3 protein-coding genes are annotated in these 4,110 nt (G+C 65.8%); 2 read left to right on the forward strand and 1 reads right to left on the reverse strand.

Annotation, left to right across the window (positions count from 1 at the left end):
• Positions 1-5: 5 nt before the first annotated feature.
• Positions 6-1,607, reverse strand: coding sequence for a DUF3533 domain-containing protein (locus Q4E95_RS11520; RefSeq protein ID WP_303383442.1), 1,602 nt, complete (start codon positions 1,605-1,607; stop codon positions 6-8).
• Between the two features lie 102 nt (positions 1,608-1,709).
• Between Q4E95_RS11520 and Q4E95_RS11525 the strand changes: the two genes are divergently transcribed.
• Both Q4E95_RS11525 and Q4E95_RS11530 read left to right on the forward strand, forming a co-directional pair.
• Positions 1,710-2,354, forward strand: coding sequence for a TetR/AcrR family transcriptional regulator (locus Q4E95_RS11525; protein WP_303383443.1), 645 nt, complete (start codon positions 1,710-1,712; stop codon positions 2,352-2,354).
• Positions 2,355-2,593: 239 nt separating this feature from the next.
• Positions 2,594-4,110, forward strand: a 1,517-nt coding sequence (locus Q4E95_RS11530) for an ATP-binding cassette domain-containing protein (RefSeq protein ID WP_303383444.1), incomplete at its 3' end; no start/stop codon positions are given.

Raw genomic sequence — 4,110 nt, forward strand, 5'->3', positions numbered from 1 at the left:
GGTCGTCAACTCAGCACTGCATTGGGGTTTTCCCCACTCTTCACCGCAGGCTGACCTCCGGTCACTGCCGCCGCCGCCGCATCCGTGGCCGGGGACTGCACCCGGTGCGCAGCGTGTTTGCCCGACCCTCGGGAGCCACGCCGACCGAATTTCCGGTCGTACACACAGCCGCCGGCGAGGGCCACCAGAACGGCAATGATGAGAACCAACGAAACCCCGATCACCCCGGACTGCAGCCCGGCATCCGCGTGAGCATCGAAGTACAGGATGGAGCGCACCATCATGTAGATGTGATGAAGCGGTTCGAGCGGAGCAATCACCCGGAAGAAGTCCGGCACGGCCTGCAGCGGAACCACCGCGCCCGCGGACGGCAATCCCATGAACACCAGGTAGATCATTGACAACAGCATGCCCGCTGAACCGCCCAGCGTGATGAGGGCGAGCACCACGGCCGAGACCGCCGACAGCGACAGCCACCCCGCAAAGAACAAGGCCACCCCGTGCGGCACCGGCATGCCCACGCCCGAAGCAACCCACAGCATCAAGGCGGAGGTGGGGGCGGCCGCCACCGTGAAGAGGCCCCACTTGATCAGGAAAGTCAGCCACCGAGGCAAACTCACGCGGGGCAGGTCCCGGAATGATGGTCCCATTTCCAACGGGGCCATGCCCGCGCGGGCATCCATCAGCACGTTGACCGCAATGGAGCCGGAGAGACCGATGACCAACAGAATGATCGCGTAGTAGAAGGCCCCCATGCCCAGCGCCGTGCCCTCTTCGAGTTCTTGGTACGGCTGGGTGACCACGTTCAGTGGATCCCGCAGGAGATCGGTGGACACGGAGCTGACCTTGGGTGCCAGCTGATCCGCCACCTGCTGGGGCGTGTCGGCCTGAGCCTGTTGAACCTGCTGCGCGAACTGCTGCACGGCCGGACCGCCCCGAGCCGCCGAGCGCTGCAGCTGTTCCGACTGCTGATCCTGCTGCGACTCGAGCTCCGAGAGCACCTGGTCGTAGGCCTGCTGCTGCGCGGACTCCGCGGACTTCACCAGGGACTCACCCATCCCGGAGCTCGCCTCATCAAGGCCGGGTTGCACCACCTCCGTGGCAACCCTCGTGCCGAGTGAACCCGCCTGCGGGTCTGTGTAGAGGGTGATTTCCGGCTGCGCGGCGGACTCCTGCGTCAGTGACCCTTTGACCATGCTCACTGTGTCCTCCGAGAAGGACTCGGGGATGACCACCACCGCGAACAGCTCGCCGCGCTCCAGTTGCTCGCGAGCCTCGTCCCAGGTCAACTGTCGCAGGTCCAGGCGCTCGTCCTGGCCCGCTTCGGTTGCGAACTCGTCCTCGATGCGCTGACCGTAGTTCTGCTGCTCGGTGCCGCCGCCGTCGCTGGGCACGTCCGCCCCGCGGTCCTGGTTCACGATGGCCACCGGAAAATCCTTGAGGTGACCCGCCGGATTGGACAGGCCGCCCAGATACAGTGCCGTTCCGAGAACCGCGAGGACCATCACGACCACCGCCGGAAGCGCCCAGAAGATCGGCGAGTAGAACGGCCCGCGCGCCTTGCCCGCGGCTTGGTGAGAGGAGTTGCGCGCCCTCTGAGTGGTCATTGCCATCGTGCCCCCGAAAAGGTGTTGGATACATTGTTGTATCGAGTTTTCGCATTCACGATACACTGATGTATCGAGTGAGCAAGAAGAGAGCGGGCGAAAGTGACCGAGCAGACATCACACACGGCCGAGGAGGATGCGCAGAAGCGGTCCCGGACGGCCACGCGCAGGAGACTCGTGGCGGCGTCGGCGGAGGTTTTCGCCGAGAAGGGGATCGATGGCGCACCCATCGGCGAGCTGTGTGCCGCCGCCGGATTCACCCGCGGGGCCTTCTACTCCAATTTCGCGACCAAACTGGACCTGGCGGTGGCGGTCTTCGAGGACCTGGTGGACAGCCTGATCGACCGACTCGACTCGGGGCTGGAACAGTGGCTCGATTCGGACGCGGACACCCAGGAGGTCGTCACCCGCATCATCGAAGGCGTCACGGACCAGACATCCAACATGAATGTTCAGGCCGTACGCCTGGAACTGTTCCTCGCGGCTTTCCGATCCTCCGAGGTCCGCGACGTCGTCCGTCCGCTGCGCAACAAGCTCTACGGCGCCGTCGAGACGGCCCTGGGTCGCGTGGCAGAGAGCCAGCACTTGGAGTTCACGATCCCCGCCGCGGACATGACCCGGCTCATGCTCACCAGCTACAGCGGTCAGCTCACGGACCGCATGGCCGTGGGTGACATCACCGACCAGAAAGTCATTCCGACCATGTGGCTCGCGTTCACCCGCCCCGCCCGCCGGTCGGAACCCTAGATATCTCGCCGGCCCGGGGTTACGCTACTGGGGTCTTGTTGTCCACGAAAGGTGTGCGCCGTGAAGCTTGCCGGTTCTCTCTGAGCCCGCCGCTGCACGCGCTTCTTCACGCCTTCGTTCTTTCATTGACGACGCCGTTCTGGCCACTTCACTTGTCGACACCCCCTGTGTGGGCGATCGCAGTGGGGCCAGTCATGGCGCGGCAGCGGATCATCCTCTGTGTATGCCAGGAGATCCTCATGCCCCATCCACAACGGACACTCATTACATTTTCCGACCTCACCGTCACCTGGCCCGACGGCACCGAGTGCTTCACCGGCCTCTCGGGTTCCATTCCGCGGGGAGTCACCGGACTGATCGGAGACAACGGGAGCGGTAAATCCACGCTGCTGCGAGTCCTCACGGGGCAACTCGAACCCACCTCGGGGTCGTTGCACCGGGAAGCCGGCCTCGCGTATGTCCCGCAAGACATCACCGCGCACTCCGAATCCACCGTGGCCCAGCTGCTGGGCATCGACCGCGTCCTGACAAGTCTCCGCGCGATCGAGGCGGGCAGTGTGGCTGAGGCGGAGTACGACGTCGTCGGTGCTGACTGGGACATCGAAGAACGCGCGCGGGCGGAACTGGCCACGCGCGGGCTGCCCACCGATGTGCAGCGGCGGGTTGCCGAGCTGTCCGGCGGCGAGATCGTGCGGGCGGCGCTGGCCGGGGCGGTGCTGCGGCGAGCGCAACTGACCGTGCTGGATGAGCCCACCAATAATTTGGACGCCGCCGCGCGCGAGGATTTGTTCGCGACCGTGCGGGGCTGGAAGGCGTCGCTGTTGATCGTCAGCCACGACCGGCAATTGCTGGAGCTCGTGGACCAGATCGTGGAGCTGCGGGACGGGCAGCTCACCGAGTTCGGCGGAACGTACAGCGAGTACGAGGCGTACCTGACCACCCAGCAGGAGGCGGCGCTGCGCGACGTCTCCCGGGCGGAGGCCGAGGCCAAGAAGCAGAAGCGTGAGCGCATCGAGGCGGAAACCAAGCTGAGCCACCGGGCGACCCGGGGCGAGAAGTTCAAGCGCGACAAGCGCAAACCCGGCATGGCCATGGGAAACGATGAGAGATCCGCGCAGGTTCAGGCGGGCAAGTTGCGCGGCCTCCTGGCAGACCGGGAGAAAACGGCCACGGATGCGGTCTCGGCGGCCCGGGATGCCGTTCGCACTGACCGACACATCCGCAGCCAACTCCCCCGGACCGCCGTGGCCAATGGCACCACGGTGCTCGAGCTGGAACGTTTGCTCCCGGGCGGTGAGACCGAGAGGTTCGATATGGCCGGTCCGGAGCGGGTGCGGCTTGCCGGGCGGAACGGTTCGGGAAAAACCACGCTGCTCGAACGGGTGGTGAGATGGCCGTCTGAGGCGCGCGCCGCCGTGGAGGGAGTAGCCGGCACCAATCCGTGGGCGGTTCGCTACCGGCTGCCCGCCGTTGGCTACATGCCGCAACGGCTGACCGTGGCTCGCCCGGATCTCACGGTGGTGGAGAACTTACGACGGGGCAACCCCTCCGCAACCGACCACGCGTGCCGTGAGACGCTGGCGCGATTTCTGTTCCGCGGCACGCAGGCCGACAAGCGCATGGACGCATTGTCCGGCGGTGAATTGCTGCGCTTCGAACTCGCGCGGATCCTGACTGCGGACCCCGCGCCCCGACTGTTCATTCTGGACGAACCCACGAACAACCTGGACCTGCGGTCGGTGGATCAGCTGGTCGA

The organism is Kocuria sp. (assembly GCF_030536815.1).
GTDB lineage: Bacteria > Actinomycetota > Actinomycetes > Actinomycetales > Micrococcaceae > Kocuria > Kocuria gwangalliensis.